This window comes from Amycolatopsis sp. cmx-4-54, assembly GCF_046548895.1.
In the GTDB taxonomy this organism is placed as follows: Bacteria; Actinomycetota; Actinomycetes; order Mycobacteriales; family Pseudonocardiaceae; genus Amycolatopsis.
Genome location: NZ_JAEBEJ010000017.1, coordinates 40,831 through 57,187 on the forward strand (window position 1 = coordinate 40,831; position 16,357 = coordinate 57,187).

Below are 16,357 nucleotides of genomic sequence, written 5' to 3' on the forward strand. Positions count from 1 at the left end.
CCTCAAGGAGGCCTTCACGGAACGTCAGAGTACGAAGACGAGGTCGCTCGCCGCCGCGTGGAACATCTCGGGCGTGCCGGCGTAGAAGGCCCGCCAGGCGCCGGGCTTGCGGTGCTCGGCCGAGGCGGCGAAGGCCCAGGTGGTGCCGTTCCAGCTGGCGGTGACCGTCGCCGCCGTGGTCCATCGGTAGGTGCTGAACGAGAAGTACTGGAGTTCGACCGGGATCGGGTTCGCGGTGTACCGGCCGGGGAACTCGATGGTGCCGGACGCGGTGACGACCTTGTTCGCACCCCGGCCCGCCGCGAACGACGTGATCTCCGCCGGGTGGAGCACGACGATCTTCGCGGTGTCGGCGCCCGAGTTCGCGATCGCCGGGTCGGTGGAGAAGAAGTCGGCGCGGTAGTTGCCGGTGCGGATCGGGGTCAGTGTCGCGCTGTACGCGCCGGCGGCGTCGGTGACCGGCTTGGCCTGCGCCTCACCGCAGAAGCCGTTGAAGCAGAACGAGATGCCCACCTCGGCGCCCGCGATCGGGGTGGCGTCGGCCCTGGTGAGCTTCCCGGAGATCGTGACGCTCTGCCCGGCGTCGATCTTGGTGCTGCCGGTGGTCGTGGTGAGGGTGGACGGCTGGACCTCGGCGGCGGTCGCGGGCACCGCGCCCGCGGTGAGCAACGCGGCCGCGGCGATGGTGCCGATCACGAGCTTCCTGATGATCATGGGCTCCCCAAACGGATTTCGGTGTTGGCGACCGCTAGGTCGGCCGGAAGCCGTTGTCCGTTGCGGGAAAATCCCGGTGTTCAGAAGCCTGCCGTCGGTGCTTCACGCACTCGGGAGCAATGTGCGCGCGAAGGCCATCGACGAGGCGCCCGCGACCTCGAGCGCTTCGGTGTTACGCAGCGAACGGCTCAACACGAACGCTCCTTCGAGGCTGTTCACCAAAGCGATGGTGAGGCGCCGCGCGGCTTCCGGTTCGAGGCCGTACTTGCCCAGCTTCTCGGAGCCCGTCTCGATCCACGCCGTGAAGACGTCGGCCGTCGCGATCCGCAGCTTCTCGTTGGTGCTGGCGACCTCCAGTGCGACCGTCGCGATGGGGCAGGCGTCGGCGTAGTCGGTCGCCTGCAGTGTCTCGGCGGCGCTGGCGAAGCACGCCTCGATACCGTGGACGAGGTCCGGCTCGTCGGCGAAGAAGATCTCGAACAGCGCGAGGTACATCATCCCCGAGGTGCGGATGACCTCCTCGCCGAGCTGTTCCTTGCCGCCGGGGAAGAAGTGATACAGCGAGCCGAAGGGCGCTTTCGCGGCTTCGACGATCTGCTTCACCCCGGTGCCGGTGTAGCCGTTGCGCCGGAGCAGCTCGGCGCCGGCGTTCACGATGCGTTCCCGCGTTCCAGTCACCCCGCCATGATAGAGCGTTCTATCTAACCCCTGAAACGTGAAAGATACTCACTTCTATTGTGGGCGGCGCGCGCCGGCTACGGGCCGAGCCTCGGGCACGACGCCTGTGCGGGTGACGCGGCCTGGGTGAGCGGCAAGGACACGAACCCGTTCCGCGCGGTCGCGTATCACCCGTACGCCGCGGGATGAAGGCCGAAGCCGACCTGATCTTCAAGGCGCTGGGCGGAACCACCGCGGTGTCCACGAAGGCCCCGGACGCGCGCAACGCGACCACCGCGGACGAACTCCAGCGCAAGGCCGCCGCGGCGGGACTTGTGCCAGACACGCCCCAGCCCTAGCCCCCTCCCTCCATCCTTGGTTCACCTTCGGGCGCTACCTGCGGTCGATGTTCGCCCGGTGTGCCCGGCCCTAGCGTCGTGAGCCGTTGGGAAACCAAGGAAGAAGGGGGAAGGACATGAAGCGGTTCTTGGCCGCCGGGTTGCTCCCGGTGATCGTGGGCGGGCTGCTCGCCGGAGCCACACCGGCTTCGGCGAGCGTCCCGGCTCACTACGCCGAGCAGAAGCTGGATTGGCATCCCTGCGCGGCGGATGAACTGGTCACGTTGCCGCCGGGCACCGACATCAGCGGGCTCGAATGCTCGACGTTCCGCACGCCCAGGGACTGGGATCGTGCGGGCGAGCGGCAGGACCTGACCATCGCGGTCAGCAGGCTGAAGGCCACCGGCACCTCGACGGCCTCGTTGCTCACCAACCCGGGCGGGCCGGGCGGTCCCGGGCGCTGGTTCCCGGTGACGTTCCGCGGGCAGGAGAAACTGCGCGAGCATCAGGACATCATCGGCATCGACGTGCGCGGGACCGGCAAGAGCACCAACGTCACCTGCCGGGGCACGGCCGATCTCATCCGGCAGCTGGATCCGCGTGACCGGGATCCGCGCAATCTGAACCAGATCCTGGCCAACGCCGAGCACGTGGCCAGGTCCTGCCAGAGCGCCGGCGGCGAACTCGGCCCGCTGATCACCACCCACCAGACGATCCGGGACTTCGATCTGCTTCGCGACCTGCTCGGCCGCGAGAAGATCAACTGGGTCGGGTATTCGGGCGGCACCTGGCTGGGAGCGCATTACGCGCAGCAGTTCCCGCAGCGGACCGGGCGGTTCGTGCTGGACTCCGCGACGGAGTTCACCACGGACTGGCAGAAGACGTTCGACCGGCAGCCGGTCGGTTTCGAACGGCGCTGGCGGCAGGACTTCCTGCCGTGGATGGCGCGGTACGACGCGAAGTACCACTTCGGCACCAACGGTGAAGAGGTCCGGCAGAACTACGAGCGAGTCCGCTACGCCTTGTCCCGCAACCCGCTGAACGGGAGCGGGCCGATGGAGTTCGACATGGCCATCATCTACATGCTGTACAAGAAGGCGACCTTCCCGGTGCTGGCCGACCTGCTGGTCAAGATCCGGGACGCGATGGAGAACCCGGCGGCCATGGCCGAGGCGAAGGCCGCCGTCGACGCGGCGGGTGACCACCCCGACGCGCAGGACGCCACCTTCTGGAACACCCTCTGCGGTGAGGGACGGTTCACCGGCACCCGCGAGTCGCTGATCCGCGCTTCGCAGCGGAACCTGGACCGCGGTCTGCTCCTGGCGGGTGGCGGCACGCTGAACGCCTCGGTCTGCCTGTTCTGGGACAAGGAGCCCCGCCCGCTGCCGAAAATGAACGGCAAGGGCGTCCCTCCGGTGCTGATCGTCCACTCCGAGCACGATCCGGCCACGGCGATCGAGGGCGCCCGGAAGGCGCACGCGGGCTTCGCGAACTCGCGCATGCTGACCGTGACCGGTGAGGGTGACCACGGGCTTTACGCGGACGGAAACCCCGCCTTGGACAAGATCGTGAACGCGTTCCTGGTCGACGGGGTCGTCCCCGCCGACCAGAGCGTCCCGGGAATGCCGCTGCCGGTGCCTTAGAAAGCGGCGAGGGTGTGCCAGGCCAAGCCCGGATCCTCGGCGTCATCGCGGAGGACCACACCCTCGATCAGGCCGTACGGACGATCGGCGGCATAGAAGACCTCGTTGTCGTTCTTCAGTCCGAACGGTGACAGATCCACCAGGAAGTGGTGCTTGTTCGGCAGCGAGAGCCGGACTTCGGCGACCTCATCGCGTTCCTTGAGCACAGCCTCTCCCATGGCGTACAGCGTTTGCTGCAGGGAGAGGCTGTGCTTGTCCGCGAAGGTCTCCAGCAGGATCCGCCGTACTTCGGCGTGGCTCGCGGCCCAGTCGATCCCGTCGCCCTGGTAGCGCCAGCGCGCGGTCACGGCGGTCGCGAGGATGCGGTCGTTCGTCTCGGCCAGCGTCGTGTACTCGTCGCGCGGGAAGCCGTGGAACTCCGAGCCGGTCGACTTGAGCACCACGAGATCGTCCAAACCGGACACCACCCAGGCCTGGCCATCCTGCACGGTCACGGCGGTCGTCCGCTTTTCGCTGCCCGCCTGGGAGAACGCGTGGTCGTGGCCGGAGATGCGGTTCCAGCCGTGTTCGTCGATCAGGATCCGGGCGCCGGTGATGTGCTCGAACGAGCCGACGAAATGGCGTCCCAGCCGCAGCGCGAAGTCCTCGATCTCGCCGACGGGGGCTTCCTTGGCGAAGGCGTAGACGGTGTTCTTCTGGGTGTCGGTCGCGACGACGTCGGCGTTGTCGCCGGTGAGGTGCGTGGCCGCGAGGTCGCCGCGCAACGACGTCGAAACGGTGAGGTCCTTGAGGTGGTGGACGGTGCCTTCGCGCCGCACGGTGACGAGCCGGACTTCGGCCTTGCCGTACTGGTTGGCGCCCAGGGTGATGGCCACGGGCGATCAGCTCCCTCGATAGGTGGAATAGGCGAACGGGCTCAGCAGCAACGGCACGTGGTGGTGCTCGGTCGGATCGGCGATGCGGAAGGTCAAGGTGACTTCGGGGAAGAAGGAGTCCGGGCCGAGGTGGGCGCCGGTGTCGAAGACCAGCCGGTAGACCCCGGGTTCCAGGGTGTCCGGGCCGAGATCGCGGATCCGGCCGTCGGCGTCGGTCCGCCCGTCGGCGACGGGTTCGCCCGCGCCGGTTTCGAGCCGGACCCCGACGCCGGCCGCCGGCCGTCCCGCGGCGGTGTCGAGGATGTGCGTGGTCACGAGGCTCATGCCGTCACCGCCTTTTCCAGCCGCAGCGCGGCGATCCTTGCCAGCTCTTGACCGGCCACTTCGAGTTCCTTCTCGGGGTCGTTCGAGAGCCTCGAACGCAGGTTTTCCAGCAGTTCGGCACCGCTCCGGCCGCTCGCGCAGACCAGGAAGACGTGTCCGAACGCCGCTTCGTATTCGGCGTTGGCCGCGGCGAACTCGCGCGCCGCCTCACCGTCCACACCGGACTGTTCCGAGCGGGACCAGCCCGCTTCGGTGCTCTTTCCGCCCGCTTTCTCCCCGATCCGGGGATGGGCGGCCATGGCGCGCCGGACCTCTTCGGGACGCAACGGGGTGAGCGCCTCGGACGCGGCGAGCAACGCGGCGAGATCGGCGTACGGGCGCCTGGCCAGCAGGGACTCCACCCAGCGCGGGACGTCGAGGCAGGCGGTCAACGCCGGCCGGACGTCGTGTGCGGGAGCCTCGTTGAACTCTCGAATGGTGAGCGGCACGGGAACTGACGGTACGGCGACGATTCCGCCGCCGTCAACATTTTGTTGAAACAGCCCTTCAGTCTTGGTCCCGGTTGAGGTAGTTGTAGACCGTGAACCTCGTGACCCCCAGTGCCTCGGCGACGGTCGACACCGACTTGCGGAGGCCGAACGCGCCGCGTTCCTTGAGCAGCCGCACCGCGCGCTGTTTGGCGGCGCGGTCGAGAGTGTCGAGTCTGCCGCCGAGTTCGCGTTCGACGTCGCCGATGAGCCGGGCCAGTGCGCTGTGCAGTTCGACGGCGGGCTCGCCCGTGTCGTCGCCGACCTGCCGGAGTTGGAGGGTCACCCGCGTGGCGCCGCCGTCCAGTGCCGCCCTGGCGATGGCAGGGAGCGCGTCGAGCAGGGTGTCGGCGTCGCCGCGGACAAGGGTGCCGAGCGGGCCGAAGTCGGCGGACAGGCCCGCGCCCTCCGCGGTGTCGCGGGCTTTGACGGCGTGTTCGGGCGGCGGACCCTCGCCGTGGAACGGTTCGCTGGTGAACTCGGCTTCTAACTGCACCCAGCGAAGGTAGCGCCGCCCGCGCTCGTTGACGAGCAGGGTGGCCGGAGTTAATGTCGGAGTGCGAAACCTCAATTCCACTCAGTGGAAGTTGGAGGGCTGTAGATGGATATGGTGATCAAGGCCGCCCGGGCCGTGACGGCCGCCGGGGAAGTACCCGCGACCGTCGGTGTCGACGGGGGCCGCATCGTCGCGGTGGAGCCCGCCGGAGCGGACCTGGACGGCGACCGGGTGCTCGAACTCGGCGAGGACGTCGTCCTGCTGCCGGGACTCGTGGACACCCACGTGCACGTCAACGACCCGGGCCGCACCGAATGGGAGGGTTTCGCCTCGGCGACGCGCGCGGCCGCGGCGGGCGGGGTCACCACGATCGTGGACATGCCGCTGAACAGTCTGCCGCCGACGGTCGACGTCGCGTCGCTGGAGGTGAAGCGCAAGACCGCCGAAGGGCGGGTGCACGTCGACGTCGGGTTCTGGGGCGGCGCGATTCCCGGCAACCTCGCGGATCTTCGCGGGCTCCACGAGGCCGGAGTGTTCGGGTTCAAGTCGTTCCTGCTGCATTCCGGTGTCGACGAGTTCCCGCCGCTGGACGCGCGCGGGCTCGAAGAGGCGATGACCGAACTGCGGACCTTCGACGGCATGATCATCGTGCACGCGGAGGACTCCGACGCGATCGACCACGCGCCCGACCCGCACGGCGAGAAGTACGAAGATTTCCTGCACTCGCGGCCGCGGGGCGCGGAGAACGTGGCGATCGCGCAGGTCATCGAGCTGGCCAGGAAGACCGGCGTCCGCGCGCACATCCTGCATCTGTCCTCTTCGGACGCGCTGCCGATGGTCGAGAGCGCGCGGCGCGACGGCGTCCGGCTGACCGCCGAGACCTGCCCGCACTACCTGAGCTTCACCGCGGAGGAGATCGGCGACGGCGCCACGCAGTTCAAATGCTGCCCGCCGATCCGCGAGGCCGGGAACCGCGAACTGCTGTGGAAGGGCCTCGCGGACGGTGTCATCGACTGCGTGGTGACCGACCATTCGCCGTGCACGCCCGAGCTGAAACGCTTCGACAGCGGCGATTTCGGGCTCGCGTGGGGCGGGATCGCCGGCCTGCAAGTCGGCCTGCCCGCCGTCTGGACCCAGGCGAGGCAGCGCGGTTTCGCTCTCACCGACGTCGTCCGCTGGATGGCCGAACATCCGGCCGCTCAGGCGGGGATGCGGCGCAAGGGACATCTCGCGCCGGGTTACGACGCCGACTTCAGCGTGTTCGCGCCCGACGAGGCCTTCGTCGTCGACGTCGCGAAACTGAAGCACCGCAACCCGGTCAGCGCCTACCACGGACGGCCGCTCGCCGGTGTCGTCCGGAGCACGTGGTTGCGAGGCGAGGAGATCACCGGTGAAGACCCGGCAGGCGTTCTGCTGACCCGGGGAGACTGCTGAGATGGAGGATGCCGTGAACGACCGTCCTGAGTGGACAGCCCGGCCCGACCTGGCCTCGCGCAGGTTCGGCGGGACCGTGATGTGGGCGACGGACGAGTTGTTCGCCGAGAAGGAGAATCTGGTCAATCCCTGGGTTCCCGCGCATCAGGCGGAGACCTTCGGCCCCAAGGGTCAGGTCTACGACGGCTGGGAGACCCGGCGGCACCGTGAGCCCGGTGACGACCAGGCCGTCATCCGGCTCGGCCTGGCGGGCGCGATCACCGGCGTCATCGTGGACACGGCGTTCTTCAAGGGCAACTACCCCCCGTTCGTCTCGGTCGAGGCATGCGCCGTCGACGGGTACCCGAACGCCGCGGAACTGTCCGAAGTGGACTGGGACGTGCTGGTGAAGCGCGGCGCGGCGGCGGGGCACACGGAGAACTTCTTCGAGATCGGCGGGAGCAAGCGCTACACGCACGTCCGCCTGACCATGCATCCGGACGGCGGGGTGGCCCGGCTGCGGGTGCACGGCACGCCGATCCCGGAGCCGCGGCTGCTCGACCTCGGGGCGCTCGACCTCGCCGCGCTGGAGAACGGCGCGGTGGTCACCGGCTGCAGCGACATGTTCTATTCCTCGCCCAACAACCTCTTCTCGCCAGGGCTCGCCGCGCATCAGGCCGAGGGCTGGGAGACCGCGCGGCGCCGGGACGACGGGAACGACTGGGTCACGGTGCGCCTCGCCGGGGTCGGCGTCGTCCGGTTCGCCGAACTGGACAACAGCAACCTCAAGGGCAACGCGCCGGGCTGGGCGTCGCTGAGTGGCCGGGACGGCGACGGCGAGTGGGTCGAGCTCCTGCCGAAGACGCGCTTGCAGCCCGACACCCGGCACCGGTTCGCCCTCGCCGAGGGGCCCGAGGTGACCGAGGTCCGTCTCGACATCCATCCCGACGGCGGGATGGCGCGCCTACGGCTCTTCGGGGCGCTTTCAGAGCGCGGCCGCGCGGAGCTCACTTCGCGTTTCGAGGCCGCTCAGCGCTGAGCGCCGGGCCGGTTCAGATACGCGGAGAGCAACGAGAGGACGGTGCCGATCGAGAAGATCGCGGTGAGCCACCAAGCGCCGCCGATGGACAGGTTCCACACCAGGGCACCCACCATGAGCACCGCCATGACGATGTTCCTGATCTGCAGCGGCGTCGGTTTGCCCATGCCACCACCCTCTCACGGGGCCGCGGTCGCGCTGGTCAGGGGGCTAACCGAGCGCGGCGCGCAGCCGTCGCTCCCGTTCCGCGGGGGTCTGCCGGGGGCAACTGGTGCACTTCGGGTTGCCCGCTTCGTAGATCAGGCAACAGGAGGCACGGCGCACCACGGTGTTCCGCCCGATCCTGGAGAACCGCGGCTCCGGCATCCCGAGCCCGATCGCGGCCACGAGCGGTGCCGCCAGCTCGATCGCCCGTGCGGTGTCGCCGGTCCACAGCAGGCGGTTGCCGATCGAATCCGTCGCGATCGCGCCCAGCGCGCGCGGATTCGCCCCGGTGACGGCCGAGATCGTGCCGATCGCCGTGCCCAGCGTTCCGGCGAACGCGTCACCGAGTTCGGCGAGGCCGCCGTCGAGGAGCCGTGACGACCGGGCACCGGTGAACCGGCCGTCCGGGACGAGGTCGATCGTGAGGGCGTCGAGCGACGGATCCAGTGGCTCACCCTGTACGAGCGACTCGACGGAGGGCGCGACGAGGACGGAAGACAGCGAGTACCACCAGATCGTGCCGAGCACTTCGGGCCGCGAACAGCCATAGAGTTTCGCGGCCCCGCCGATGCGGGCGCTGACCCAGGCGGTGTCGGCGAGCAGGGTCGCGGATGCCTCCATCAGGGCACCGGCCGGTACAGCGTGACGCTGAACGAGGTGGTGACGTCCACCGGCGCGGCGATCGCGTCGAGGCGTTCACGGCGGTCGTCGCGGTGGAGGTGGTGCGCGCTCGGCCCCATCTCGACGACCTGGCGGATCTGGGCGGGCGCCAACGTCACCTCCTGGGTGACCTCGTGCCGCTCGACCCGGGTGAAGCGTTCGCCGAGGGCGTCCTCCAGCCGCGCGTCCTTGCCGCCGTCGACCGAGATCACCAGGTCGCCCAGTTCCCGGAGGTGTCCCGGGTTCGGCGTCGCGACGACCAGCAGCCCGTCCGCGGTCAGGACGCGGTGGAACTGCGGAGCGTTGCGGGGCGCGAAGACGTTGAGGATCAGCGACGCGCTCGAAGCCGCCACCGGCCAGGGTTCCCACAGATTCCACACGGCCGCGCCCGCGCGCGCGTGTGCGCGAGCGGCCCGGCGCAGGGCGACGGCGGAGACGTCGAGCGCCAGTCCGTACGCGGCGGGGACGGCGTCGAGCACGTGCGCGAGGTAGTACCCCGTGCCCGCCCCGGCGTCGATGATCATCCCGTTCTCGATGTGGTCCGAAGCCACCTTCGCGAGGGCATCGGCGAGAGGCAGATAAGCACCCGACGAGAGGAGGTCGACGCGAGCCGCGACCATCGGCGCCGTGTCCGCGGTGCCGGCCGGGATGCGCGCGTGCAGAAGATTGACGTACCCCTGCTTCGCCACGTCGAACGAGTGGCCTCTCCCACAACGCACCGTGCGGTCGGTTACCCCGACCGGGTCACCGCAGACCGAACACCGCAGCGACCGGACGATCTCCGGTGGCAGACGGTCATGGCCGGATACACGTGCGTTCATGGATCTATTCGACCACGAGGTTTCGCAACCGGACAGAACGCACCGGCTCTCCGGAAACCTGGCCGTAACAACGCCACACCGACAGTTCACGCGGGTGAAACCTTAATCGCCGCCCGAGGAAACACCGCGGTCCAAAAATCCCTGCGCAGTACACCCCAGGCACGGGAGGAAGATTGTGCTGAACGCAGGAGACACCGCATGGGTGTTGATCAGCGCCGCGCTGGTCATGCTCATGACACCGGGATTGGCGTTCTTCTACGGCGGCATGGTCCGCGCGAAGAGCGTCCTGAACATGTTGATGATGAACTTCATCGCGCTCGCCGTAGTCGGTGTCCTCTGGACGCTGTACGGCTTCACGATGGCGTTCGGCAACGACATCGGCGGAGGATTGCTCGGTAACTTCGACTTCGCCGGTCTCTCGAACATCTCCGGCAAACTCGCCGGGTTCGCGACCGCCGCCACCGACACCGCGCCCGAGGTCGCCTGGCCCGGTGCGGACGCGCTGCCGCTGTTCGCCTTCGTGATGTTCCAGCTGATGTTCGCGATCATCACGCCCGCGCTGATCTCCGGTGCCATCGCCGACCGCGCCAAGTTCTGGGGCTGGACGCTGTTCGTGGCGGTGTGGGTGACCATCGTGTACTTCCCGGTGGCGCACTGGGTGTTCTCGTTCAACGGCTTCATCGGCGCGGATTCGGTCGGCGGCTGGATCGCCAACCAGCTCAAGGCGCTCGACTTCGCCGGCGGTACCGCCGTCCACATCAACGCCGGTGCGGCGGGCCTGGCGCTGGCGATCGCGCTCGGCAAGCGCAAGGGCTGGCCGAAGGGCACCGGACGTCCGCACAACGTCCCCTTCGTGCTGCTGGGCGCCGCGTTGCTGTGGTTCGGCTGGTACGGCTTCAACGCCGGTTCGTCGCTGGCCGCCAACGACCTCGCCGCCGTCGCGTTCACCAACACCACCGTCGCGACCGCCGCAGCCATCCTCGGCTGGCTGATCATCGAGCAGATCAAGGTCGGCAAGCCGACCACCCTCGGTGCCGCATCCGGTGCCGTCGCGGGTCTCGTCGCGATCACCCCCGCGGCCGGTTTCGTCAGCCCGCTGGGCGCCATCGCCATCGGCCTCATCGCCGGTGCCCTGTGCGCATTGGCGATCAGCCTCAAGTTCCGCTTCGGTTTCGACGACTCCCTCGACGTCGTCGGTGTCCACCTCGTGGGTGGTCTCGTCGGCACGCTGCTCATCGGTTTCTTCGGCACCACCAGCGTCAACTCGCTCGGCGTCGACGGCCTGTTCTACGGCGGCGGCCTCGGTCAGCTGGGCAAGCAGGCGCTCGCGGCGGCCGTCGTGCTCGGCTACTCGTTCGTGCTCACCTTCCTCATCGGCTGGGTGATCAAGAAGCTCGGCGGGTTCCGCGTCAGCGCGGAGGACGAGGTCAGTGGTATCGATGAGGCCCAGCACGCGGAGAGCGCGTACGACTTCACCGGATCGGGCGGTGGCCTCGGCCAGCCGAGTTCCATCCCGGTCAAGTCGTCCACCGGAACCGCGGCCACGAAACTCGAGGAGAGCAAGGCATGAAGCTGATCACCGCGATCGTGAAGCCGTTCACGCTCGACGACGTCCGCTCCGCGCTGGAGCAGCTGGGCGTGCTCGGCATGACGGTCAGCGAGGTGCAGGGCTACGGCAGGCAGAAGGGTCACACCGAGGTCTACCGGGGTGCGGAGTACTCCGTGGACTTCGTGGCGAAGCTGCGGGTCGAGGTCGTCACAGACGATTCTAACGTGGAGAAGGTGCTCGACGCGATCACCACGGCCGCCCACACCGGCAAGATCGGGGACGGCAAGATCTGGGTGACGCCCGTGGAGACGGTCATCCGGGTACGCACCGGCGAACGCGGCTCGGACGCGCTATAGGCGTCACGGATGGCCGACGGGGGTGAACTGGTCAAGGCCACCGAGCGGTTGCTCGAGGGCAGGCACGGGAGGCTGGGGGCGACCGCGTTGCGGGCGGCCCTGGTAGACCTCTACGAATTCTGGTTGGGCAAGGGCGCTTCGGCGGCCGGCGTCGACACCGCTGAACCCGGTGTCGCGCTGGCCGCCGTCGGCGGCCTGGGGCGCAGCGAGCTGGTGCCCTTCTCCGATCTCGACCTTTTGTTGCTGCACAACGGGAACTCGCGGGTCGGCGAGATCGCCGACGCGATCTGGTACCCGTTGTGGGACGCCAAGATCGGCCTCGACCACTCGGTGCGCACACCGGGTGAGGCGCTGAAGGTGGCGTCCGAGGATCTGCGGACCGCGATGGGGCTGCTCGACATCCGCCACATCTCCGGCGACGCCGAGATCACCGCGAGGCTGGCGGCCGCGGCACGGGACCAGTGGCGGCGGACGGCCAGGAAACGGATCGACGAACTGGCGGACGCGGTGCGCCGGCGCTGGGCCCGCAGTGGCGAGATCGCGCAGTCCGCCGAGCCGGATCTCAAGCACGGCCGGGGTGGGCTTCGCGACTTCGCCGTCCTGGAAGCGCTGGCGGCGGCACAGCTGACGGCGAGACCCGGCGAGGAACTGCTGGCGGCCAAGAGCCTGCTGCTCGACGTCCGGACGGAACTGCGCCGGGAACTCCGCCGGGAGCGGGACATCCTCAGCGCGCCGGAGGCCGAGACGGTCGCGGGTGAGCTCGGCTTCGGCGACCGGTTCACCTTGGCGCGCAAGCTTTCCGGTGTCGGGCGGACGATCGCGTACGCGGTGGACGTGGCGCTCCGGTCCACTGTGGAACCCCCCAAGGCGCGGTTCGGGCGGCGGCCGGTGCGGACGCCGCTCGACGAGGGTGTGGTCCTGCACGGGAACGAGGTCGCGCTGGCCCGGGACGCGGTGCCCGCCAAGGATCCCGCCCTCCTGCTGCGGGTCGCCGCGGCGTCGGCGCGGATCCGGAAGCCCATTGCGCACGGGACCCTGCGAGCCCTCGCCGAAACCGCGCCGGAACTACGCGCGCCCTGGCCCGCCGACGCCCTCAAGGCGCTGGTGGAGATGCTCGGCGCGGGTGAGGGACTCGTCGACGCCGTGGAGGCGCTGGACCGGACCGGCCTGTGGGCGCGCCTGTTCCCCGAATGGGGGGCGGTGCGGGATCTTCCGCCGAGGTCGCCGGTGCATTCCTGGACCGTCGACCGGCATCTCGTGCGTGCCGCGGTCGAGGCGTCGAAACTGACGACCACCGTTTCGCGGCCGGATCTGTTGTTGATCGGCGCTCTGCTGCACGACATCGGCAAGGGCCGCGACGCGGACCATTCCGAACTCGGCGCGAAGATCACCGCACAGGTGGCGGACCGGCTCGGCCTGACGGACGCCGATTCGGCACTGGTCGCGGCGATGGTCCGGCATCACCTGCTGCTGCCGCACACCGCGACGCGGCGGGACATCAGCGATCCCGCCACGATCCAGCGGGTGACGAAGACACTCGACGAGAACCTCGTCCTGCTGGAACTGCTGCACGCCCTGACGACGGCCGATTCGCTGGCCACCGGGCCAGGGGTGTGGACGGACTGGAAGGCGCGTCTGCTCGCCGAACTCGTGTCCGGTTGCGAAGAAGCGTTGCACGGCAAGGGCTTCGTGCCGCCGGAGCCGATGGGTGCCGAACAGCGGGAACTCGTCGCCGAAGCCGTCGCGTCCGGCCGTGGCGAGGTGCGCATCACCGCCGCCGGCAAGGTCGTGACCGTGGTGCTGGCGGTCCCGGCCCGGGCGGAACTGCTGGCTCCCGCAGCCGGGGTGCTCGCGCTGAACTCGCTCGAGGTCCACGCGGCGGTGCTGCGCGGGCACGACGGGGGACGGGCGGGCGTGTTCACGGCGTCGCCGAAGTTCGGCTCGCTGCCCGACGTCACCCTGCTGCGTGAGCAGTTCGCGCGGGCGGTGGCCGGGACGCTGCCGCTCACCCAGCGGCTCGCGGCGAAGGAACGGGACTACGGCGGAGGAGAGACGCCGTCGGCCGGAGCGAAGGTGATCTGGTTCGACGACGAGACCAGCGGGCACGACACGGTCGTGGTCGAACTGCGGGCCGCGAACCGGATCGGGCTGCTGTACCGGGTCGCGGGCGCGTTGCGCCGGTGCGAGGCCGAGGTGCGCTGGGCGAAGGTGGCCACACTCGGTGCCGCCGTCGTCGACTCGTTCGCCGTCGCGCCGCGGGCGGGCCGCGTCGACCAGGAGTGGCGGTCCAAGATCGAAGCCGCGCTGCTGGCGGCCGCTTCTTGATCGTTTGGTGACGCCGGGCGCCGGGTAAGCCAATCCATGCCCGATCCCACAATGCTCGCACTGGGATCCGCCCTCTGTTACGGATTCGTGGACTTCGCGGGCGGGCTCCTGGCCAGGCGAGCCGACTTCGCCGCCGTCGCGTTCGTCGGTCAGGCGGGCGGTTTCGTGTTCATGCTCGGTGCCGTGCTGCTGCTCACGCCGGCGGATCCGTCGATGCCGGACCTCGTCTGGGGCGCGGCCTCCGGCCTGGGCACGGCCGTCGGCATGGTCTTCCTCTATCGCGGCCTGATCGGCGGGGCGATGAGCATCGTGGTGCCGATCAGCGCGGTGGGCAGCGTGACGCTGCCCGTGCTCGTCGGCGTGACCCTGCTGGATGAGCGTCCCTCGGTGCCGGCGTTCGCCGGGATCGGGCTGGCGGTGCTCGCGCTGGGGGCTGTTTCGCGGTCCGGCGCGGGCGACGCGGAAGGCACGAAGCCCGCGGTCCGGGACGCGCTGATCGCCAGCGCCGGATTCGCCGTCCAGTATCTGGCGTTGGCACAGGCGGCACCGGAAGCCGGTCTCTGGCCGGTCGTGGCGAGCAGGCTGGCGGCGACCGCGGCGATCCTCCCGGTCGTCATCCGAAGGGGCAACGGTGTGCGGCTGCCGTGGCGCTTCGCCGTCGGCTCGGCGGCGAACGGCTGCTTCGCCGCGTTGTCACTGGTTCTGTATCTCCTCGCCACTCGTCAGGGACTGACCACGATCGCGGTGGTGCTGGCGTCGTTCTATCCGGTCGTGCCGGTCGTCCTCGGCATCGTGGCACTGCGTGAGCGGCCGGGACCTGTGCGATCCGCCGGGTTGGTCCTGGCGGCGGCCGCGGTGGTCCTGCTCGGCTACGGCTGACGCCGGGACCGGGGTGTCGCGCGAATCGCGGAGGGTAGCGGTGGCAGGATGTGCGCGGTCGAGACCCGAAGGAGCCGGAGGGGCGGTGAGCACGTGCTCGACCACGAGCAGGACTCGCCCGGACCACAGCGGATCACGCTTCCGCCGACCGTCGTGGCTTCCCACCTCCGTGCGTGCGCGGACGATCTCGCCGTCTCCCTCACCGCGTCCGGTACCGCCGCGACCGTGCCCGAACTGCTCAAAGTGGTCCGGCACCTCGTCGCCGGTCAGCAGGCCCTCGCCATCGCGCTCGAAGGCATGGCAGGCCGGGTCGAAGGCGGAGGGGACGGCGTGTTGGCGACGGCCCCGATGACCGACGTCGAGGTCGTCGCCGAAGTACTCCGTGCGGCGGCCACCGCTGTCGACTGTTCGGCCGAAGCACTCGCCGAATCCCGCCCATCATTCGAATGTGTGAGCGAATCTGTCGCCCCTGACACCCGTTTGTAGCTGTCCCGCCCCTTCGGCGCGTGGATACGCTGACCAGTCGGAGGTGGGCCATGCGAGCGGTGTGGAAAGGCACGATCGGATTCGGGACCTACGCCATTCCGGTGAAGGCGTACAGCGCGACCGAAGAGCACAACGTCCCCCTCCATCAGGTCCATGAGCCCGACGGGGGCCGGGTGCGGGTGAAGTGGGTTTGCGAGGTCGACGGCGCCGAAGTGCCCGCGGCCGAGATCGCCAAGGGATATCCCGTCCCCAACGGCGACGTCGTCCTGCTGACCTCCGGGGATTTCGCGTCGCTGCTCCCGCCGACCACCCAGTCGATGGACGTCGTCGGCTTCGTCCCCGCCGAGCAGGTCGACCCGATGCACTTCGCGCGCAGCTACTACCTCGAGCCGGAGCCTGCCGGCACCAAGCCGTACGTGCTGTTGAGCGAGGCGCTGCAGCAGTCCGGGCGGATCGCGATCGTGAAGGTGACCTTGCGGCAGCGCGAAACACTGGGGGCGCTGCGCGTGCGGGACCAGGTGATCCTGCTCGAGACGATGCTGTGGCCCGACGAGATCCGGCGGCCCGACTTCCCGTTCCTGCACGAGGACGTCGACCTGCGGCGCGGGGAACTGCGGAACGCGGTCTCGCTGATCGAGGACCTCACCCAGGATTTCGACCCCGGCCGGTACAACGATCACTACCGCGAGGCGCTCGAAGCGCTCATCCAGGCCAAGCTGGACGGCGACGACGTCCTCCAGCCGACCGCCGCCGAACAGGCGGAAGGCGTGACGCGGCTACTGGCGGCCTTGCAGCAGGGCCCGGTCGAGAAAGCCCAGGAAGCGGCCGACAAGGCGCGCCAGGCGCGGACGCGGGCGAAGCGGGCTGCGTCGTCGGCGTCGTCGGCCAAAACCAGTTGAGTAGATCTACTCAGGGGGAGTTGGGGGTCTTCACGCTGCCGTGACCCCAGGGTGACCAGGCATGGTTATGTCATCGCGCGGCGAGAAAGCGCGGGCAGCGAATCGCCTGGTACTGGGGGTCCGGCGATACCGAGTCCCGCGAAGCTCGCCAA

At 69.4% G+C, this 16,357-nt stretch carries 20 protein-coding genes; 11 read left to right on the forward strand and 9 right to left on the reverse strand.

What is annotated here, in order from left to right; genetic code table 11:
• Window positions 1-24: 24 nt before the first annotated feature.
• Both ACLJQ7_RS38195 and ACLJQ7_RS38200 read right to left on the reverse strand, forming a co-directional pair.
• Window positions 25-714: a hypothetical protein gene (locus ACLJQ7_RS38195; protein WP_410653064.1), complete on the reverse strand. Its 690-nt coding sequence runs from the start codon at window positions 712-714 to the stop codon at window positions 25-27.
• A 102-nt stretch (window positions 715-816) separates the two neighbouring features.
• Window positions 817-1,368, reverse strand: coding sequence for a TetR/AcrR family transcriptional regulator (locus ACLJQ7_RS38200; RefSeq protein WP_410653207.1), 552 nt, complete (start codon window positions 1,366-1,368; stop codon window positions 817-819).
• Between the two features lie 81 nt (window positions 1,369-1,449).
• Between ACLJQ7_RS38200 and ACLJQ7_RS38205 the strand changes: the two genes are divergently transcribed.
• The 3 genes from ACLJQ7_RS38205 to ACLJQ7_RS38215 all read left to right on the forward strand — a co-directional run bounded on the left by ACLJQ7_RS38205 (window position 1,450) and on the right by ACLJQ7_RS38215 (window position 3,352).
• Window positions 1,450-1,581: a hypothetical protein gene (locus tag ACLJQ7_RS38205; RefSeq protein WP_410653065.1), complete on the forward strand. Its 132-nt coding sequence runs from the start codon at window positions 1,450-1,452 to the stop codon at window positions 1,579-1,581.
• Window positions 1,578-1,730, forward strand: coding sequence for a hypothetical protein (locus tag ACLJQ7_RS38210; RefSeq protein WP_410653066.1), 153 nt, complete (start codon window positions 1,578-1,580; stop codon window positions 1,728-1,730). Before ACLJQ7_RS38205 ends, ACLJQ7_RS38210 begins: the two co-directional genes overlap by 4 nt.
• A 116-nt stretch (window positions 1,731-1,846) precedes the next feature.
• Complete coding sequence (locus tag ACLJQ7_RS38215) at window positions 1,847-3,352, forward strand: alpha/beta hydrolase (RefSeq protein ID WP_410653067.1); 1,506 nt, start codon at window positions 1,847-1,849, stop codon at window positions 3,350-3,352.
• Here ACLJQ7_RS38215 and pucL read toward each other — a convergent pair.
• Genes pucL through ACLJQ7_RS38235 form a run of 4 tightly spaced genes read right to left on the reverse strand, consistent with a single transcriptional unit; the run spans window position 3,349 to window position 5,574 of the window.
• Complete coding sequence (gene pucL, locus ACLJQ7_RS38220; RefSeq protein WP_410653068.1) at window positions 3,349-4,227, reverse strand: factor-independent urate hydroxylase; 879 nt, start codon at window positions 4,225-4,227, stop codon at window positions 3,349-3,351. The two genes, ACLJQ7_RS38215 and pucL, sit on opposite strands and share 4 nt — an antisense overlap.
• A gap of 6 nt (window positions 4,228-4,233) precedes the next feature.
• Window positions 4,234-4,551, reverse strand: a complete 318-nt coding sequence (uraH, locus tag ACLJQ7_RS38225) for a hydroxyisourate hydrolase (protein ID WP_410653069.1) — start codon at window positions 4,549-4,551, stop codon at window positions 4,234-4,236.
• Window positions 4,548-5,039 carry a 2-oxo-4-hydroxy-4-carboxy-5-ureidoimidazoline decarboxylase gene (gene uraD / locus ACLJQ7_RS38230; protein ID WP_410653070.1) on the reverse strand — a complete coding sequence of 164 codons (492 nt, stop codon included), beginning with the start codon at window positions 5,037-5,039 and terminating at the stop codon, window positions 4,548-4,550. The genes uraH and uraD overlap by 4 nt, the downstream gene beginning before the upstream one ends.
• Window positions 5,040-5,097: 58 nt before the next feature.
• On the reverse strand, window positions 5,098-5,574 hold the full coding sequence (locus tag ACLJQ7_RS38235) for a helix-turn-helix domain-containing protein (protein WP_410653071.1): 477 nt from the start codon (window positions 5,572-5,574) through the stop codon (window positions 5,098-5,100).
• 105 nt (window positions 5,575-5,679) lie between these two features.
• Here ACLJQ7_RS38235 and allB point away from each other — a divergent pair, with 105 nt between their 5' ends.
• Together allB and alc are read left to right on the forward strand one after the other, a co-directional pair.
• Window positions 5,680-7,008 carry an allantoinase AllB gene (gene allB / locus ACLJQ7_RS38240; RefSeq protein WP_410653072.1) on the forward strand — a complete coding sequence of 443 codons (1,329 nt, stop codon included), beginning with the start codon at window positions 5,680-5,682 and terminating at the stop codon, window positions 7,006-7,008.
• A 1-nt stretch (window position 7,009) separates the two neighbouring features.
• Window positions 7,010-8,026 (forward strand): allantoicase, encoded by a 1,017-nt coding sequence (alc, locus tag ACLJQ7_RS38245; protein WP_410653073.1) that lies wholly within the window; start codon window positions 7,010-7,012, stop codon window positions 8,024-8,026.
• Here alc and ACLJQ7_RS38250 read toward each other — a convergent pair.
• The 3 genes from ACLJQ7_RS38250 to ACLJQ7_RS38260 are packed head-to-tail and all read right to left on the reverse strand — an operon-like array spanning window position 8,017 to window position 9,711.
• On the reverse strand, window positions 8,017-8,193 hold the full coding sequence (locus tag ACLJQ7_RS38250) for a hypothetical protein (RefSeq protein ID WP_410653074.1): 177 nt from the start codon (window positions 8,191-8,193) through the stop codon (window positions 8,017-8,019). The genes alc and ACLJQ7_RS38250 overlap by 10 nt on opposite strands.
• A gap of 43 nt (window positions 8,194-8,236) precedes the next feature.
• A complete protein-coding gene (locus tag ACLJQ7_RS38255; protein ID WP_410653075.1) occupies window positions 8,237-8,851 on the reverse strand; it encodes a (2Fe-2S)-binding protein in 615 nt (204 codons plus the stop codon).
• A complete protein-coding gene (locus tag ACLJQ7_RS38260) occupies window positions 8,851-9,711 on the reverse strand; it encodes a putative RNA methyltransferase (RefSeq protein ID WP_410653076.1) in 861 nt (286 codons plus the stop codon). The genes ACLJQ7_RS38255 and ACLJQ7_RS38260 overlap by 1 nt, the downstream gene beginning before the upstream one ends.
• A 175-nt stretch (window positions 9,712-9,886) precedes the next feature.
• Here ACLJQ7_RS38260 and ACLJQ7_RS38265 point away from each other — a divergent pair, with 175 nt between their 5' ends.
• From ACLJQ7_RS38265 to ACLJQ7_RS38290, 6 genes are all read left to right on the forward strand, one after another.
• A complete protein-coding gene (locus ACLJQ7_RS38265) occupies window positions 9,887-11,281 on the forward strand; it encodes an ammonium transporter (protein WP_410653077.1) in 1,395 nt (464 codons plus the stop codon).
• On the forward strand, window positions 11,278-11,616 hold the full coding sequence (locus ACLJQ7_RS38270) for a P-II family nitrogen regulator (protein ID WP_020630602.1): 339 nt from the start codon (window positions 11,278-11,280) through the stop codon (window positions 11,614-11,616). Before ACLJQ7_RS38265 ends, ACLJQ7_RS38270 begins: the two co-directional genes overlap by 4 nt.
• Before the next feature lie 9 nt (window positions 11,617-11,625).
• Window positions 11,626-13,941: a [protein-PII] uridylyltransferase gene (locus ACLJQ7_RS38275; RefSeq protein WP_410653078.1), complete on the forward strand. Its 2,316-nt coding sequence runs from the start codon at window positions 11,626-11,628 to the stop codon at window positions 13,939-13,941.
• A gap of 36 nt (window positions 13,942-13,977) precedes the next feature.
• On the forward strand, window positions 13,978-14,820 hold the full coding sequence (locus ACLJQ7_RS38280; RefSeq protein ID WP_410653079.1) for an EamA family transporter: 843 nt from the start codon (window positions 13,978-13,980) through the stop codon (window positions 14,818-14,820).
• 93 nt (window positions 14,821-14,913) lie between these two features.
• Window positions 14,914-15,306 (forward strand): hypothetical protein, encoded by a 393-nt coding sequence (locus ACLJQ7_RS38285; RefSeq protein ID WP_410653080.1) that lies wholly within the window; start codon window positions 14,914-14,916, stop codon window positions 15,304-15,306.
• A gap of 50 nt (window positions 15,307-15,356) precedes the next feature.
• Window positions 15,357-16,205: a Ku protein gene (locus ACLJQ7_RS38290; RefSeq protein WP_410653081.1), complete on the forward strand. Its 849-nt coding sequence runs from the start codon at window positions 15,357-15,359 to the stop codon at window positions 16,203-16,205.
• The last annotated feature ends 152 nt before the right edge of the window (window positions 16,206-16,357 follow it).